A 17281-nucleotide genomic window follows, 5' to 3' on the forward strand; every position below is an offset into this window, starting at 1 on the left:
TTTGAACTTGCTATTTGAACCAGTTTTTTAGGCTTCGGGATTCTTCTCCCGCACTTTCTTATAAAGTTTTATTCCCAACATCAGCAATACCCCCAAGCCTATGATCCCGACCAGTCCGAAAACCCAATTGATAGCGCTTTTAAGAACTACCAGAAAAACCACGGCGAAGAGGATGATGGTGGCCCCTTCGTTCCAGATACGCATGTAGTTGCTGGTATAGTTGACTTCATTGCGCTGTAGTTGTTTGAAGATAAGGTGGTTTTTGATATGGTATGCGAACAACAAGGCCACGAAAGCCAGTTTCACATGCATCCAGGGTTGCTGCAACCAAGCCGGTATCAGTAAAAGCAACCATATCGCCGTAAGGGTGCATAATATGGCAGAGGGCCAGGTTATGATGTACCACAGGCGTTTGGTCATCAGTCGCAACTGTTTGGTCAAAATTTCCTTTTCAGGAGATGCCTTTTGAGATGCTTCAATATGATAAATAAACAGTCGAGGAATATAAAAGAGCCCTGCGAACCAGGTTACGACGAAAATCAGATGAAAGGCTTTGACGTAATTATACACGTACTTTCCAGGTTTCGGTTGAAAGTTCAAAGTTACGGAAAAAGGACCCTTCAATTTAATCCTTTGTCCTTATAAACGAATCGCTCCGATTCCCGCCTCCCAAAGTTTTTTATTGAAATCGGGAATGGCGGTTTTCATAAAAGTATTCGCCTGGCTTTCCAACGTTTTCCATTGGGCGTCCAATTCGGCTTTTCGGTCACGTGAAGGTTGGTTGACTCGTGGAATGGCACTGTTTGTGGCATCTATCAAGAACAGGTATTCCGCGGTGAATTTGTTGGGGAAGTTCTCTACATCGTCATAGGCCTGCGATTTTCGTTGTACCATCTCTTGATCCCAAGCATCCAACTGTGCAAGCAGTTTTTGGCCTTCGGCCTTTAGTGAGACATCCACGAGGTCTTCCAAGATGGTATTCAATTGTTGTTGGGCTTCGTACAACGAATTCACCTTGTGGTGCATTGCGGTGAGCGTTTGTTCCAACCCCGTCATAAATTCGTGGTACGCCTCGTACTGCCCCTCGCTGGTTTGATAGGTGGGCATTGGGGCAATAGCGCCGACTGCGCTGATGGTTTTCCCATCAACCTTTAGATCAATGGTGTAGTCCCCCGGGGGAACCACATGGCCTCGAAACCCTGATTCAATGTACACTCCTGGAATCCCAGGTAACAAGGGAGTGCGCATGTCCCAAACAAATCGGTTAAGTCCGGGATTTGTAGGGAGCACCGGAGCAGGCGGTGGACCGCCACCGTTATGGGGTCGGTAGTGCTTGTCTTTTTCTGAGGAAAAGCTTCGAACAAGACCTCCCTGAGCATCCTTTATTTCCATGGTAATGATTACGGAATCTTGTAATTTGGGTAATTCGTAATAGAGCACCATGCCGTTGGCAGGGTTCACCCCATGAAAGTCCATCGACCCATCAAATTTTGACGAATCCCCGTTTAAAGGGCTTCGCCAGGAACCATTCAAGGCTTCGGCGGGCGCGTAAAGTTTGGCTCCCTGTTTCTCAGGGTCGTATTGTGTCAACACGGATAGATCATCCAAAATCCAGAATGAGCGGCCCGAAGTGGCCACGATCAAATTGCCGCGATGCACCTTTAAATCGGTAATGGGGGCGGTAGGAAGATTTAGTTGAAAGGAGGTCCACGATTTCCCGCCGTTCCAAGAAAGGTAAAGGCCTTTTTCCGTCCCGGCGTACAACAAATCCCTGCGGTCTTGGTCTTCCCGTACTACTCGCGTGTAGGAGCCGTATGGAATGCCCGTAGTGATATTCGTCCATGTTTTCCCGTAGTCGGTCGATTTGTATAGGGCCGGCGTATAATCGTTAAACTTGTATTTGGTGGTGGCTATGTAAACCGTGGCCGGATCATGGGGCGATATCTCGATGGCATTCACCAAGGTCTCACCCAAATTCTTGGGTGTGATATTCTGCCAGGTTTCCCCGTTGTCTTTACTGATATGCACTAGCCCGTCGTCACTACCGGTATAGAATACCCCAGCTTCATGGGTCGATTCGATCATATAGGCAATAGTGCCATAATTCTCCGCTCCGACGGCTTCATTGGTATACGGGCCGCCGCCCTTCCCTTGTTTTTCGTCGATGTTCCTTGTAAGGTCGGGTGAGATTTCCTCCCAGGTAATACCCATGTCCCTTGTGCGCATCACTAGTTGGGCGCAGTGGTAAAAGGTATTGGGTTCGTGCTGTGATTTGATGATGGGGGCGTTCCAATTATATAGATATTTCATGTCCCGGGCTTCCCTTCCCAGATATTGTATTGGCGCTGCCATGACTTGGGTCCCGACTTTGGATTCGGAATCCAAAAGTTCAATGGTGCCCAGATAACTGCCGCCCATGACGTACCTCGGATTGTCGGGGTCGAAGGCCAAAAAGGCACTTTCACCTCCTGCAGAGTCGCTCCAATCCCGTTCGCTAATGCCGCTACTTCCCACAGATAGACTTGCAATTTTTACGGAGGAGTTGTCCTGTTGACCGCCATAAATATTGTAGGGAAATAGATTATCAACACTAATTCTATAAAATTGGGCCGTAGGCATAATATCCTGGGTCGACCAATGTTTTCCAAAATTAAAACTGATGGAAGCACCCCCATCATCGGCTAGTACCATATTATCCGAATTATCGGGATTGATCCAAAGGTCGTGGTAATCGCCATGGGCTACATTGAGGTCTTCCCAAGTCTTGCCGCCATCGATGGAACGCAAAAAGGGTGCGCTCATTACATAGACCACGTTTTCGTTATTGGGGTCCGGAAATACTTCAATATAGTACCAAGCCCGTTGCACTAATCGATTGTCACCGCTGACCATACTCCAACTTTTTCCGGCATCGTTGGAAACGAAGAGTCCGCCTTTATCGGCGTTACTATCGCTCTCGATTAGGGCGAATACCTTGTCGGAGTTGGCCGGACTCACCGCAATAGCCATTTTCCCTTTTTCTTCGGGTAGCCCTTGGGTTAACTCGGTCCAAGTTTCCCCCGCATCCGTCGATTTGTAGAGACCACTGCCTTCACCGCCGCTGATCATTACATTGGGGTCGCGTTCATGGTGCCATAATGCCGCATAGAGTATATTCGGGTCGGTGGCATCCATGGAAAGTTCCACACCACCGCTCAGTTCATTTTTGTAGAGCACCTTTTTCCAAGTCGCTCCCCCATCCTCGGATTTGTAGATGCCCCGATCGGGTGTCGGACCGTATAAAGCCCCTTGGGCGGCAACGTACACGATGTCCGGATTTTTTGGATGGATGACGATACGTGAGATATGCTGGGTCTTCTCCAAACCGATTCTTGTCCAGGTCTTTCCTGCGTTGGTCGATTTGTAGACGCCGTCGCCATAGGAAGCCATCACACCTCGTGGTGCATGTTCCCCCATCCCACAGTAGACTACGTTCGGGTCGGAAGCCGATACGGCTACCGCGCCGACGGAACCCATTTCAAAAAAGCCATCCGAAATATTGTTCCAATGCTGTCCCGCATCGGTCGTTTTCCAGAGTCCGCCCCCGGTGGTTCCCATGTAGTAGGTCAAGGGATCGCCAATTACCCCTGTGGCACAGACGGAGCGGCCTCCACGAAACGGTCCGATATTCCTGAATTTTAGGGGTTTGAAATACTCCTCTGCGGTCTGGGCAAAGGTGAGGGTGGTCGTCAATAAGAGCAGTAGGAGTAACTTTTTTTTCATGGGTATCAAGATTTTTAGAAGAAATTTAACCCCTTAATACGGAGGACTGTTTTTTAACTTTTTTGTAAAGTATCAACAACGCGCTATTCCTCCCCATCCTCCACGAACAAATACTCCAATTTCAACTGGTTGAACTCTTCGTTAAACTCCCCAATTTCTTCGGAAATCAAGCGATCGAAGGTCGTTAGTTGTTCGTTGATTTTGCCGGTCAATTCGTTTTTCACAGCGATGTCCTGGTCCGTCGGAGGAAAATCGTCCAAGGCGACCAAACTGTTCAAATGTCCAAGCTTATTGGTCAATCGAATCGGAAAATTCAGGGGATCCTGATTACTGCGGTTTTTGGTCTGGTAGAGGGCTTTTTCGACTTCCCCGAACCTTTCTTTCATTGCCTTTGCCTTTTCAACGAGTTCCTTGGTCGCTTGGTTGTCTTTGTACTGCTTCGTAAAGGCATCCAATTGGGCATTGATCTTCCGTATTTTTTTGATGGATTGATGTGCTTTGTCCACGGTGGCATTCACATCGCTGACAAAATCGTATTGCTTCTGCATATCGGCAACTGACACCTCGGCCCTTGGGTCGGGGATGATATTAAAGGTTTCCGAGAAGGAAGTGCCGTTCACATTCAAATGTACCTTATAGGCGCCGGGTACCGCTTTGGCCCCATCGAGATTTGCCCACCAAAGAATCATACCATCAAGCTTCTCGGCTCCCTTACCACGGGTATCCCAGACATGGGTATTGCCCCCTTTTTTGACCTCCAGCTTTTTATCCTTTTCCTTGGAAGTATTGCTGAAGGAAGCCAGTGTATCACCCGCTATGGTCGTGTAGGTGATGAATACACTGTCTTTCTCTGCCATATCATTCAAATAATAATGGGTAATGACCCCGTTCGGATGGTTCTGCCCCTCGGTCTTGCTCGGTTCTTTTCGGGCACCTCCCTTGGTGCGATAGCTGTCCTTGGGTTTGTACAATATGGCGTTTTGCCCCTTTTTACCGTCGTCTAACTGGTGGAGCACGGTCAGGTCATCAATAATCCATAGGCTACGGCCTTGGGTGGCTACGATCAAATTGTTGTCCTTAATGGCCAGATCGGTGATGGGTACTATGGGTAGGTTTAATTGAAACGGACTCCAATTCGCCCCATCGTCAAAAGAAATGTACATGCCCGTCTCCGTACCCGAATAGAGCAGGCCTTTTCGTTTGGGGTCTTCCCGGACTACCCGCGTGAAGTGTTCGCTTGGGATACCGTTCGTAATCCCTGTCCATGTTTTACCGTAGTCGGTTGTTTTATAGAGATAGGGGGTGAAGTCGCCCAGCTTGTACCTTGTGGCCGCTACGTAGCAGGTACCCTCGTCAAAGGCGGAGGGCTCAATGCTGTTCACCATACTCCATTCTGGCATGTTCGATGGGGTTACGTTTTCCCAGGTCTGCCCGCCGTCCTTTGTTACGTGGATGAGTCCGTCGTCGCTTCCGACCCACAACAGCCCCTCTTTTAACGGACTTTCATTCGCCGCAAAGATGGTGCAGTAATATTCTACACCGGTATTGTCCTGGGTGATTGGTCCGCCACTGCTGACCAATTTGTCGGGGTCGTTGCGGGTGAGGTCATCGCTGAGGAGTTCCCAACTTTGACCCTCGTTGGTGCTAAGGTGTACATGGTTCGAGAAAGTATATAGTTTCTTCGGATCATGTCTACTGAAGATAATGGGGAAGTTCCATTGAAAACGGTACTTCATTCCTTCGGCCCCGTAGCCCATGGGATTATCCGGCCATACATTGATTCCCCGTACCGTATTGGTCTTGTGGTTCACCCGGGTAAGGAATCCGCCATAGCTTCCACCGTAGACAATGTCGTTATCGGTGGGGTCGATGGCGATATGGGCCGATTCGCCCCCGGCCGTAGGTTCCCAGTCATCCTCCGATATTCCGAAACCGTCGCTGCGGTGCTTCACACGAATAGTGGAATTATCCTGTTGTGCCACATAAATACGATAGGGGAACGAGTTATCGGTCGTTACGCGGTAGTACTGGGCAGTAGGCTGGTTGTAATAGGTACTCCAGGTTTCCCCTCCATCGTACGAGATTTGGGCGCCACCATCATCCCCAATAATCATCCGCTGACTGTTTTCCGGAGCTATCCACAGGTCGTGATGGTCACCATGTGGCGCATTGAATGTGTTAAAGGTTTTACCACCATCGGTACTTTTATGATAACGAACGTTGAGCACATAGACGACATCCTCATCCTCGGTATCGGCATACACGCGGGTGTAGTACCAGGCGCGTTGCCGTAATTTGCGTTCCTCGTTCACACGCGTCCATTTTTTGCCGCCGTCGTCACTGCGGTAGAGCCCCCCTTTTTCCTTGTGTTCCACTATTGCCCAGACGCGATCGGAGTTTTTAGGGGAAACGGTTACCCCGATGATACCCAAGGTATCCTTAGGAAATCCCTCGTTCTTGGAAATCTGCGTCCAGTTCTCCCCACTATCGGTACTCTTCCACAGTGCGGAACCTACGCCACCACTGCTAAGGCTGTAGGGCGTTCGTTTGGCGCGCCACGTGGAGGCGTAAAGAATACGTGGATTGTTGGGATCAAAAACGAGATCGACCGCCCCGGCCTGGTCGTTGACAAAAAGCACCTTTCGCCAGTTTTGTCCTCCATCGGTACTTTTATAAATGCCCCGGTCTTGAGTGGGTTTGTAAATATTCCCGAGTACCGCCGCATAGACCGTATTATGGTCGGTCGGGTGAATGCGAATCCGCGGCACATGGCGACTGTTCTTTAGTCCGGCAGAGGTCCAGGTCTTTCCGGCATCCTCGGTTTTCCAAATACCATAGCCTGAGGAGACATTGCCGCGCAGGGTTTTTTCACCGCCACCTACATAGATGACGTTCGGGTCACTTTTTGCAACCTCGACCGCGCCGATACTTCCGCCAAAATAGCCGTCGGAGATATTTTCCCAGGAACGTCCGCCATCGGTAGTCTTCCAGACCCCGCCTCCGGTTGCCCCAAAATAAAAAAGGTTCGGTTCGCCAGGTACGCCGGTCACAGCGGCGGAACGCCCACCGCGGTGCGGACCAATGGAACGGTATTCCAAACTGGAGTAGAGCGCTTCGGGATACGCTGTTTTAACGGCGGTTGTTTTTTTTCTTCGTTGCGCTTCGTTAGCAATTGGCAATAAGAAAAAGACCAGTATAAGCAGGCCTAGTCGCGTGTAGTGAGTTTTCATTTTCATCGAAAGTAGATTAATCCTTTAGTTTTAATTTGAGCGATTCTTGTGATACTTTTTCGGCCAAAAGCATTGCACTATGGGCGTTTAGTATTTTTCCTGTTTTGGATAGCTCTGAAAAGGGCAGCATTTCAACGGTATCGTCCTCTTTGAAAATTCGGACATCGATGTTAATCGGAGTCCCTGATTCCATGATAATTTGCTTTAGCTGCGCGGCCGATAAATTCGGATAATAAGATTTTACAAGTGCCGCGACACCAGCGGTCAATGGACTCGCAAACGAGGTTCCCCTAGTAAATTTGTAGGTGTTATCAATATCCGGCGCATACACCTTTACTGCCGGCGCAAAGATATCGACCGAGTTTTTTCCGTAATTGGAAAAGGAGGCGATCAAGGTGGAATCAAGGGCATATCCGTGTCCCCCCGCCATGATAAAATTGTCGACGAACTCGACTCCGTTCAGGTTGTCGTTGGGATAATTGATCTCGATATCGGTATTCTTACCATCGTTGCCCGAGCCGGAAACGAGCAATACGTCGTTGTCTTCCGCATATTTGAAGGCATCCCGTACCCAATCGGCATGCAATGATAGATATTTGCCCCAACTCATGTTGATGATATCCGCACCGTTATCGACCGCATAGCGAATGGCCAACGCGACCTCCTTATCGTTTTCATCCCCTTCGGCCACCATAACCACTGGCATTATCTTTATGCTATTTGAGATTCCATCGACTCCAATGCCATTGTTACGGGTGGCGGCCATTAGTCCGGAGACCGGTGTGGAATGCTGAAAGTAAAGGTCGTTGTTGATTAGAATATTATTTCCGTAAGGCACATCCGTTAATACGTCTGGATTGTCACCCAACACCGACCGCTCATCGTATTCCAGGGAATATAGCGTGCTCATCCAATCAGTAAAGAGGGCTATACTTTCATCATAGTCCGATTCGGAGATATCATAACCCATCATCTGCGACAAAAAACCCAGATCGCTTTCGAGTGTCGGATAGGCCTTGGCTAGACTATCTACTTCGGTCGTTGTATAGGAGTTGGCAGATAGCAAGTTCGCTACCGTGTCCTTGGCACGGGTGAAGACGACTACAGCCGAATCCAAATATTTCAAAGTTTGCTTGGTTTCGGCAACATCGGTCTCATATATTTGTTTGGCTTTTTGATACAAACGGTAGGCTTCCTTTTCGCTTTCAGGTATGTCTTCCCTGTCTCTGGATTCATAAAGCGGTGCGTACTTTTTTACGATTCGGGTCGATTCCGCCGATTGTTTAACCACATCAGCACCCTTGGCGTTGCCGAGAAAATTCCATCCATTGATGTCATCGGTATAGCCATTACGGTCATCATCGATTCCGTTACCGGGAATTTCATCGGTATTCACCCAAAGCTGGTCTTTGATATCCTCATGGTTGACATCGATTTTAGTGTCGAGTACGGCTACCACTACTTCTTCCCCCTTTCTGTTGGCCAATAATTCTTTATAAACCCTTTCCAAACCAATACCAGGAATGGTGTCTCTCCCTATATCCTTTAAATGCCAGGTCTTAAGCTGTTCTTCGGTCAATGCTTGTTTCTTTTGTCCGTTGCAAATCATCGGCATAAAAACAAGAATCACCCCAAAAAGGACCATTTTTGAGAAGAAAAAATCCATTAAGTTTCAAGTTCAAATTAGTCAAGCTTAAATGTAAGGAAAAAGCATTGAATCGGAAACGGTTCAATCCCGGCTTTTTTGGCATATTATTTTAAATACAATGGATAACGCCAGGAAGGTAAAAGATGATGAATGATTTCACCACTATACCATTTGAAGGAGAGCGTTGGACTAACAAATTAATGCTATCTTTAATAGGAGAAAATTTGGCCATGCCCCCGGTGACCGCAACCTGAACGTACATATGAAACCACTGGGAACCCTTCTAAAGGACAATCGATGGGTGAAGATTGCCGAGCTGGCCATCTTGTTCGCGCTGGCCGTCCTCTTTATTAAAGTATTTCTTCGTGAGGGCGATGAGTACCTTATTTATAATCAAATAGTGTTGTGGGTAGCCAATTTGTTGATGTTGGCTTATGTATGGGCAGGCATTCGCCTTCGTGGCGAGCGTTTGGCCGATTTTGGCCTACACTTCAAAAAACCTAGTAGGAGGCAGGTGTTGCGTACGTTTCTTTGGTCGCTGTTGGTCTTTGTTCTTGCGATGATCGGTTTCGTAGTCGGAAGTATCATCATGGCCAATATAACGGGTATTCCGCAAAATACTAACCTGGGCGGATACGACTACTTAAAGGATAATTTCGGGATGCTCATACTTACACTTTTCGGAGTGTATCTGGTTTCCTCTTTTGGGGAAGAGTTGGTGTATCGGGCTTTTTTAATCAACCGGCTCCAACAACTGGGACTGAACGGCAAATGGGGGACCTACCTTGCAATCGTCATTGCCGCAATTATTTTTGGTCTCGCCCATTTTGGTTGGGGGCCTATGGGTATCGTACAGACGGCTTGTATGGGGTTGGTTTTGGGCGTATGCTATATTTTTCTGAAAAAGCGTCTGTGGATACTCGTTTTGGCCCATATGTATATGGATACTATTTTGATGGCACAGCTCTATATGGCCAGTAATACGCCGCCCTAGGACAACTTCCCGTACTGTCCAAAAAATTGTACTTTAGAACTGGAAATCCCACGCTAATGGCATACAACAATACCCTACCTTTTCAAATAGACCGCCTGGACCATGTCGCTTTTTACGTAAGGGATATGGAGGCCTCCGCAAATTGGTATAAAACAGTCCTTGGCTTACAGCGCTATCAACCTGCCGAATGGGGTAGCTTCCCTATCTTTATGTTGGCCGGAAAAACTGGGCTGGCCCTCTTCCCGGCCAGTGCAGATGCGAAACCTTTCGAAGCAAGTTCGCGCTATGTTTGTATGGAGCATTTTGCCTTTCATGTGAGCAACGAGGATTTTCGAAAGGCACGAGCCCATTACGAAAGCTTGGGATTGGACTTCGAATTTCGAGATCATCACTATTTTCATTCAATCTATACCGAGGATCCCGACGGCCATACGGTGGAGTTGACGACCTTGGTAGTCAGCGTTGAGGATTTTTACTGAATTTTAACCCCTCCGCTTATCGCTGCCATCCCTCCTAAACTGCAGGCACCTTTTCTCCGATTAGGAATCGGAAGAGCGAGGTGTAGTGGGATAGTCCTAGAACACCTTCTTTACATTTTGTATTTTAGAGCATATTTATAAAAACATCTTATGAAAACATCGTTCCTTACCACTTGCTGTCTATTGCTATCCCTGCATATTGTGGTTGCTCAAGATCGTGTTACGGGCGAAACCTTCGCTACCCGTTCCGTGGTATTGGCCCAAAATGGTATGGTAGCGACCAGCCACCCCTTGGCCACCCAAATAGGCCTTGATATTCTCAAAAGTGGGGGTAATGCCATCGATGCCGCCATTGCGGCAAATGCGGCACTCGGACTCATGGAGCCTACCGGTTGCGGTATTGGGGGAGACCTCTTTGCCATCGTCTGGGACGGTAAAACGCAAAAGTTATACGGGCTCAACGCCAGTGGCCGTTCACCCCAAAGCCTTACCCTGGAGTATTTTGAAGAACAGGGGATGGAAAAGATTCCTTCGCACGGACCGCTACCTGTCAGCGTTCCCGGTGCCGTGGACGGCTGGTTTGAGCTACACGGCAAATTTGGCTCCAAACCAATGACAGACCTCCTCGCCCCTGCCATTGAATATGCCGAAAAAGGCTTTCCCTTAACCGAGTTGATCGCCTGGTACATACAGCGAACCGTACCTTTCTTTGAATCAAAAGGGTTCCCCAATATCGATGATACCTATAGGCAACAGAACGGTGGAACCCTCCCTGATGAGGGCGAAATCTATAAAAACCCGTATTTGGCCAATACCTATCGTGCGATTGCCGAAGGTGGCCGCGATGCCTTCTACAAGGGCGATATCGCTAAAACCATCGGTAAATTTATCAAGGAGCAAGGCGGTTTTCTCTCTGCGAAGGACTTGGCCACCCACCGTTCGGAATGGGTAGAGCCGGTCTCGGTCAATTACCGTGGGTACGACGTATGGGAACTGCCTCCGAACGGGCAAGGTATCGCGGCTTTGCAAATGCTACAAATTTTGGAGGGCTACGACTTTGCGAACATTGAATTTGGCAGTGCCGAACATCTGCATCTCTTTACAGAGGCCAAAAAATTGGCCTTTGAGGACCGCGCCAAATACTATGCCGATATGGACTTTTTCGAAACACCTGTTGAACGATTGCTTTCCGACACGTATGCGGAAGAAAGACGCCAACAGATTGGAGACCGCGCCAACACCTACGGCGCCGGGGAGATCAGTGACGGGGAAACCATTTATATGACGGTGGCCGACAAGGAAGGTACTATGATTTCGTTGATACAAAGCAATTACCGCGGCATGGGCTCGGGCATGGCACCCCCTAAATTAGGGTTCATGCTACAGGACAGGAGCGAGCTTTTTAGTCTTAAACGCGGGCAGGCAAACACCTATGAACCTAACAAACGGCCCTTTCATACCATCATTCCTGCCTTTATTACCAAGGATGGAAAACCCTGGGTGAGTTTCGGGGTGATGGGTGGCGACTTTCAACCACAGGGTCATTCACAGATCGTGATGAACCTGGTCGATTTTGGCATGAACCTGCAGGAAGCGGGTGATGCACCAAGGTGGGACCATACGGGCGGGGCGAGCCCAACAGGTCGCACTACCGAAGACACTGGGCTGGTCCGGGTAGAATCGGGTATTCCATATACCACCGTTCGGGGTATGATGGACAAGGGCCACCGGGTCGGTTTTACCCGGGGTGCCTATGGGGGCTATCAGGCTATTTTATGGGATGCCGAAAATCAGGTCTACCAAGGAGCCTCCGAAAGTCGTAAGGATGGGCAGGCGGCGGGGTATTGAACTGTATAGGATAGGCGATTTTCTACGGGGCTTTATGAAGTGGGGCAATGGGTTTTCTTCCTGATTAGGGTGAAAATTTCTTTACTTTACAGTATCTTATTCCAAAATTACTTCCATGTCCGGCGCAGGTTTTGCATCCCATGCTTCCAACGTACTAAAAGGCAACCGGGTCTTGCTCAAAAGACGCAAGTACAAGGACATTAAGGAATTGGTTTATGAAACCGCCGGGAAGACCCAGGTCGAATTCAAACATATTGGCAGCGAAGAGCTGCAACGCATCAAAGAGATTATTCGAGAGCAACATCGATTACAGGTTCGTTTTGAGTTACAGCTGTATGGACTATGTCTGTTGCTGGCAATCGGACTTGTCTATTTTTTGGTGTGGTTTTTTTATTTGTAAGAGGCGTCGAATACTATATACCGGTTACCCGATGCAGGATGTTTTGAACACTGTACTAAATCCCCCGCTGCTTGTACACAACAACAGGAATCTATGATGAACAAGGGCGTTGCACCTATAATGCTTTATTACCCTGCCCCCAAGAAGACCAACCTTCCAACTAGGCTGGATGTAACAAATCTCCCGTTTTTTCTACCCTTCATTAAACCAACATGATACCATTATGGCAGGAGGAGGTATTGCGGGAGCGATTACAAGTCTTAAGAACAACCGCGACTTACAAAAAAGAGGCAAGCTAAAAGAGAAAGGGGAGGTCTATGGACAAGCAGGCATCAGAAAACTCCATTTGAAGGAGTCTACGGAACAGGACATGCTGAACATCCAAAAGAAAATCGCCGAATACAAGCGATAGGAACTTAGAACGTGGGTGATAGCGATGCTGGTGACCTTGGTAATTTTGTATGTGCTGTACGTATGGTTATTTGCCGGGTAGTAAACAAAATAACAAAGTTCCAGCAAACTTTTCCGCATCGAAAAATCGTCGTAAAGAGTTGCGCAAAACTTCTTGCTTCGGGGGCATCCCTTTGATTGGGTCTTCTGTAAAACCTTTGTGGAACTTGGAATTTACACCTTTGTGTGCTTGTATTCCAACAACCAGTCAAATTCCACATATTCCAACGCTTTTTCATGGGTTGCCTCCAGCACCACCTCAGGTGCTTTTCCTACCAGATAAGCTTGTTTCCAGCGGGAGGCGCAGAGGCACCATTGGTCTCCAGGTTTTAGGCCTGGAAATTTAAAATGGGGGATTGGGGTGCTGAGGTCGTTGCCCTGCGCTTTTGTATAACGTAGAAATTCGTCGGTCATGATGGCACAAACCACATGGGTACCCACATCCTCGGGTCCCGTTCGGCAATAGCCGTCCCGATAAAAGCCGGTCATGGGCTGAAAACAACAGGACTGTAATTCGCCGCCCAAAATGTTTTTAGCCATGCTGTTTTTTTGATCCCTCGGTATTTTTCACTTTCTTTCTTTGAGAACGTTTGGCCTCTAAAACGCGCTCATTAAAACGTACACCGTCGGCATGCATGTCGGCCAATGTAGCTTGTTCTTTGTTGTCTTTCATGATATTAATTTGATTTGTTCCCAAGTTACCCAATTTTTTGTCTAACAATTATAAAAAAATCTTAAACATTCATTGATTGCTGGAAAGAGCCCATACAAATATGACCAGGTTGAGCAGAAAATAGAAGAAGGCGGGGAACGATTTGATGAATCCATCCTTGATTCGCAGCCGCACCCCAAACCCTGCCGCCATTAACAAGGCGAGTCCTGAACTGGCAGCCAACAGCAACGGAGTGTGGTAGAGTCCGACCAATAACCCGATACCTCCGAAGATTTGAAGGAATCCGTTCGGTATCCTAAATTTTTTTAGTCCGTATCGTTCAAATTCCATCACCATATAGGGAGCAAATAGACAGCTGACACCGAAGAAAATAAAGGAGATTCCCGAAAAAAGCACCAAGCCTGTCAAAACGGAAAATAAAGGATTGGGGTTGCCATCCATCATAAAAATATGTATCTTTTGATTCCAAACAAAAGTAGTATATACCCTATGGAATACATCATTATCGCCGCGAAAGTCATCATTTTTATCAGCATCATCAACGTATGGTTCTTTCGTTTTAACAAACCCACCGAGTGGCGTGGAGGCAGTGCTAACAGTATGAAAGAGGAATTCAAGACGTATGGGCTTTCCGAAACCATGATGTACCTCGTTGGGGGGTTGAAGGTGCTGAGCGCCGTTTTGTTGTTGGTCTCTATCTGGATGCCTTCCTTAGCCCTTTATGGTGCTGCGACGATGGCAGTATTGATGCTGGGGGCCATAGGCATGCACCTCAAAATAAGTGATCCCATCAAACGCTCATTGCCCGCTTTTATCTTTTTAGTGCTCTCCCTGCTCATTCTCGCCGGGCATTACGGGTATCTGTAGCATTTATATTGGTTGTCTTGTTTTGCTTTTTTTGGCCCAATGCGGTTTGAAGTAACAAACTCTCCTTTTTGACTACTAATCAACTAAAGATACTACTATTCCGTATGCCATTATGCCTCAAACCAAATCCATAACCCCAACCGATTATGCGACCCTAAAGGCTGCCAAGCGTAAGATGGAGAACGTGCATTGGGCGATGCAAGGCCTTAACAAGGTAGGGAACGTCATCGAAAGCCGTATCAGCCTTTTACCAAAAAAACAACAGCAGTGGTTGCACCAGCTCAGTTATAAGGTTTTGCATAGTGTTGTGAAGGCCAACTTGGCCTCCATGAAAAAGGGCAAGGTGAAGTCCGACCCCTGGAACAAAACCTACAAGGCGCTGGTCACCTCCTCGGGTTTGGTCGGGGGGGCCTTGGGGGCTTCGGCCTTCGCGGTAGATTTGACCTTGGCGACCAAGCTGATGATGCGCTCTATCATGGACATTGCGCGGAGCGAGGGAGAAGACCTCACGGAATTCGATACCCAACTGGCCTGTCTGCAGGTCTTTGCCCTAGGCGGGAAAACAAAACATGACAATAGTTTGGAAACCGGCTATTACGCCTCTCGAATCGCCATTGGCTCCGCTGTGAAGGGTGGGACGAAAGCCTTGGAAGGACTCCTCCGCGGCAGTACCAACCCCCTGTTACAGTTTATTGCCACGGTGGCCGCCCGTTTTAGCGTGCAGGTATCGGAAAAATTCGTTGCACAGGCGATTCCGGTATTGGGGGCGGCCGGTGGGGCCTCGATCAACCTGGCGTTTATCCATCATTTTCAAAACATGGCCCAGGCACACTTTGCCATCCGGCGCCTGGAAAGAACCTACGGGGCGGAGACCGTAAAGACGGCCTACGAGGCCGCTTGAAGCCCTGTTAAATTTTAATGGGCACACAATGGGTCTTAAGTAAACGTTTAATAAAATACATTTGAAAGAAGGAGGTCATGAGTATCTTCTTTCCCGCATCCAATGAGTGCAATCGGAGAAAGGCATAGCAATGGGCTGTCAGTGGGTTGGCACAGCATTAGTCTTCTGTTTTCTCGAACCAGAGATTCCGCACGCGACCCGTAGAGACCTTGATACCCGAAATGGCGTTGGAATTATCCCTTACAAATTCAGTGACGATATTGTCGTGCCTAAAAAGGTCCTGCTTGATGATTTCCATATCAAGATTACTATTCCGTCTGTGGGTGGCGGTCAACTTTCCGTCCACAATCGTGTACCGATAGGAAGTGTCGAGCTCAGGACTGTAAAAAGTACCGATATAAGGTGTTAAATCAACCTTTTTAGGGTCCACTGGTTCATACGGGGATAAGGTAATGGTAGGCGTATTTTCCTGATATACGTTCATGCGTTGTTCACCAGCTTCCTTTAAAAATTCTACGTAAACCTTAGCCGGCACCCGAAGCATCCTGAATTTAGTTTTGGATATGGGAGCGAGTGGCGATTCGTTTCCTATGCCACGGACATATCGTAGGGTATCATTCTTGAACACTACTTTTCTAGGGATTCGCTGTTCTTCCCACCAATAGTTGTTTTCAAAGGATTTCAATTGCTCGGGTCCTAAACTAATAAAGGTTTCGGGTTTGGATTCGGTCTGTGATGTTTCCTCCTTAAAATCGTTGGCAAGAAAGAGGTCCACCACCTGTAGGGCCAAGGCCGCTGGATTCGAGTTCCCTCTATTCGTAACTACCGAGACGGCAAAGTCCTGTTCCGGAAATCGACTCAGATAGGAACGATAGCCGGCGTCGCCCCCGCTGTGTTGAATCTGTAACAGACCCTTGTATGGGTCTACAAACTGCCCGTAGGCTCCTCCAAAAGTTTCCCCGTTGTTCAGGACGGCCAACGTATTCATTTGTTCGATAATTGCCCGGCTGCCTACTTTAGGATCTTGAAAGTTCATCGCCCACTTACTCAGGTCTTCGACCGTGGTGAAAAGACTGGTCGCACCCACGTTGGCAAAACTTAGCACGGCCTTTTGAAATCCATTATCGGTCGGATTATAGGAATAGGCCCTATTCTTTACAATTTTTTCATGGTCATCGTAGAAGAGGGAATGCCGCATGTTCAAGGGTGTAAAGATTTCTTCCTGGCCACTACTTCGGCCAGAAGGGTAAAACCCGTATTACAGTAGAGGTATTGCTCGCCAGGTTTAAAATTGAGCTCTTTTTGTTTCCCCACCAATTTAAGGATATGTTCCTTGGTAATCACATCGTCGAAGCGCCAACCGGCCATGGCCAACAAATCCCACTGATCGCGCATGCCACTGGTATGGGTTGCCAAGTGTCGAAGTGTAATCAGCTCTCCGAAATCCGGTACTTCGGGAAGGTATTTACGAATATCGTCATCAAGAGAAAGCATGGCCTTTTCCTCCAGCAATAAAATGGCAAAAACGGTGAATTGTTTAGAGACCGAGGCCACGTGAAACACAGTGGTCGGGCTAACGGGAATGTCATATTCCAAGTTGGCGCTTCCATAGCCTTTTTTGAAGATGATTTCCCCATCTCTGACGACCGCCACAGCTGCTCCTGGTTTTTGAATATCGTCAAAGTCCACAAAAATTTGATCTATACCCGCTTCCACGTACGCGACCTCCATCTTGGGTTGTGCAGACTGGCCAGAAATGATTGCAGTGTTGGCCGTTAAAAATAAGAATAGGAGGAATCGAAAATGTTTTTGAAGTTGGTTCATGACGCTCTGTGTTTTGTTGATGGATGAATACCGCTCAAGATATCGAAATTCAGTCTCATAATCACAGGATGTTGAGAAAAGTTTGGGGTTCTTGCCGGAAAGTATATCGTAGCCAGCAAAAGCAAATGGCAAATGGTGGTCAGTGTTCGGCTTTGCTATCTCCCATTTTGATATTCTACCTGTCAACGCAGGACAAACTATCATT

14 protein-coding genes and 1 pseudogene are annotated in these 17281 nt (G+C 47.9%); 7 read left to right on the forward strand and 8 right to left on the reverse strand.

The genetic code is table 11. The annotated features are described in order from the left end of the window. Window positions 1-27 precede the first annotated feature (27 nt). The 4 genes from FK220_RS14015 to FK220_RS14030 form a co-directional block, all read right to left on the reverse strand. Window positions 28-570 (reverse strand): CopD family protein, encoded by a 543-nt coding sequence (locus tag FK220_RS14015; protein WP_152574971.1) that lies wholly within the window; start codon window positions 568-570, stop codon window positions 28-30. Between the two features lie 69 nt (window positions 571-639). Continuing rightward, window positions 640-3762, reverse strand: coding sequence for a WD40/YVTN/BNR-like repeat-containing protein (locus tag FK220_RS14020; protein WP_152574972.1), 3123 nt, complete (start codon window positions 3760-3762; stop codon window positions 640-642). A gap of 83 nt (window positions 3763-3845) precedes the next feature. Beyond that, the gene (locus tag FK220_RS14025; protein ID WP_152575213.1) at window positions 3846-6992 is read right to left on the reverse strand and encodes a WD40/YVTN/BNR-like repeat-containing protein; all 3147 of its coding nucleotides are present in this window, start codon (window positions 6990-6992) and stop codon (window positions 3846-3848) included. 16 nt (window positions 6993-7008) lie between these two features. Beyond that, window positions 7009-8658, reverse strand: a complete 1650-nt coding sequence (locus tag FK220_RS14030) for a S8 family serine peptidase (RefSeq protein ID WP_152574973.1) — start codon at window positions 8656-8658, stop codon at window positions 7009-7011. 244 nt (window positions 8659-8902) lie between these two features. On the opposite strand from FK220_RS14030, the gene FK220_RS14035 reads away from it, so the two are divergent. From FK220_RS14035 to FK220_RS14055, 5 genes are all read left to right on the forward strand, one after another. Next, window positions 8903-9634 (forward strand): CPBP family intramembrane glutamic endopeptidase, encoded by a 732-nt coding sequence (locus tag FK220_RS14035; RefSeq protein WP_152574974.1) that lies wholly within the window; start codon window positions 8903-8905, stop codon window positions 9632-9634. A 56-nt stretch (window positions 9635-9690) separates the two neighbouring features. Continuing rightward, a complete protein-coding gene (locus tag FK220_RS14040) occupies window positions 9691-10113 on the forward strand; it encodes a VOC family protein (RefSeq protein WP_152574975.1) in 423 nt (140 codons plus the stop codon). Between the two features lie 150 nt (window positions 10114-10263). Next, a complete protein-coding gene (gene ggt / locus FK220_RS14045; RefSeq protein WP_152574976.1) occupies window positions 10264-11961 on the forward strand; it encodes a gamma-glutamyltransferase in 1698 nt (565 codons plus the stop codon). A 115-nt stretch (window positions 11962-12076) separates the two neighbouring features. Beyond that, on the forward strand, window positions 12077-12361 hold the full coding sequence (locus FK220_RS14050; RefSeq protein WP_152574977.1) for a hypothetical protein: 285 nt from the start codon (window positions 12077-12079) through the stop codon (window positions 12359-12361). Between the two features lie 223 nt (window positions 12362-12584). Further along, window positions 12585-12773: a hypothetical protein gene (locus FK220_RS14055; protein WP_152574978.1), complete on the forward strand. Its 189-nt coding sequence runs from the start codon at window positions 12585-12587 to the stop codon at window positions 12771-12773. Between the two features lie 212 nt (window positions 12774-12985). Here FK220_RS14055 and FK220_RS14060 read toward each other — a convergent pair whose 3' ends face one another. The 3 genes from FK220_RS14060 to FK220_RS14070 form a co-directional block, all read right to left on the reverse strand. Continuing rightward, window positions 12986-13351 carry a DUF2237 family protein gene (locus FK220_RS14060; protein ID WP_152574979.1) on the reverse strand — a complete coding sequence of 122 codons (366 nt, stop codon included), beginning with the start codon at window positions 13349-13351 and terminating at the stop codon, window positions 12986-12988. After that, entirely contained in the window at window positions 13344-13484 is a 141-nt protein-coding gene (locus tag FK220_RS14065) for a hypothetical protein (protein ID WP_166204920.1), read from the reverse strand. Before FK220_RS14065 ends, FK220_RS14060 begins: the two co-directional genes overlap by 8 nt. 69 nt (window positions 13485-13553) lie before the next feature. Beyond that, complete coding sequence (locus tag FK220_RS14070) at window positions 13554-13928, reverse strand: DoxX family protein (RefSeq protein WP_238719030.1); 375 nt, start codon at window positions 13926-13928, stop codon at window positions 13554-13556. A gap of 45 nt (window positions 13929-13973) precedes the next feature. Between FK220_RS14070 and FK220_RS14075 the strand changes: the two genes are divergently transcribed. Next, a complete protein-coding gene (locus tag FK220_RS14075; RefSeq protein ID WP_152574980.1) occupies window positions 13974-14351 on the forward strand; it encodes a DoxX family protein in 378 nt (125 codons plus the stop codon). Window positions 14352-14463: 112 nt separating this feature from the next. Further along, a complete protein-coding gene (locus tag FK220_RS14080; RefSeq protein ID WP_152574981.1) occupies window positions 14464-15252 on the forward strand; it encodes an EcsC family protein in 789 nt (262 codons plus the stop codon). A gap of 157 nt (window positions 15253-15409) precedes the next feature. On the opposite strand, the pseudogene FK220_RS14085 reads toward FK220_RS14080, so the two are convergent. Continuing rightward, window positions 15410-17280 (reverse strand): annotated as a pseudogene (locus tag FK220_RS14085) (serine hydrolase domain-containing protein). Between the last annotated feature and the right edge of the window lies 1 nt (window position 17281).

This window comes from Pelagihabitans pacificus, from assembly GCF_009371985.2.
Classification (GTDB): domain Bacteria; phylum Bacteroidota; class Bacteroidia; order Flavobacteriales; family Flavobacteriaceae; genus Pelagihabitans; species Pelagihabitans pacificus.